This window comes from Streptomyces sp. DH12, from assembly GCF_020873895.1.
Classification (GTDB): Bacteria; Actinomycetota; Actinomycetes; order Streptomycetales; family Streptomycetaceae; genus Streptomyces.
The window spans coordinates 1-433 of record NZ_JAHWGT010001244.1 but is presented as its reverse complement, the minus strand read 5'-3'; the positions used below and the strand labels follow the sequence as shown (position 1 = coordinate 433).

Below are 433 nucleotides of genomic sequence, written 5' to 3'. Positions count from 1 at the left end.
GGCCTGGTAGTCGGAGTGCCCGAGGATCGGTTCGGGCAGCGGGAGCTTCGTGGTCCGTCCGTAGGCCAGCGGATCCTTCAAGGGGCCCCGGTCGACGCCCGGGTCGGGGTCGGCGCAGATGCGGACAGGGCCGCCGATCGGGTCGGTGGCCCGCCACAGATTGCGCCAGCAGTGCACCGAGCGGTGCAGTCCGAGCAGCGGCTCGGGGCCGAAGTAGGCAGGGAACCACCGCCCGTACAGCCGCTCCAGGGGGGAGCCGTAGGTGAGCAGCGCGACCCGGCGGCGGGTCGCGTCGGGCAGTTGCCAGACGGCGGACGCGGCGAGCACGCTGCCCTGCGAGTGGCCCGAGATGACGAGCCGGCCGCGGGGTGTGGTCGCCGTCCAGGCGGACATCCGGGAGGCGAGGTCCGGGACGGCGCGCTCGGCGTAGCAC

The 433-nt window shown here is 74.4% G+C and carries 1 pseudogene; it reads right to left on the bottom strand.

Features of this window, described 5'->3' with window-relative positions:
• Positions 1 to 433, bottom strand: a pseudogene (locus tag LPA54_RS39470) (hypothetical protein); the annotation flags it as partial.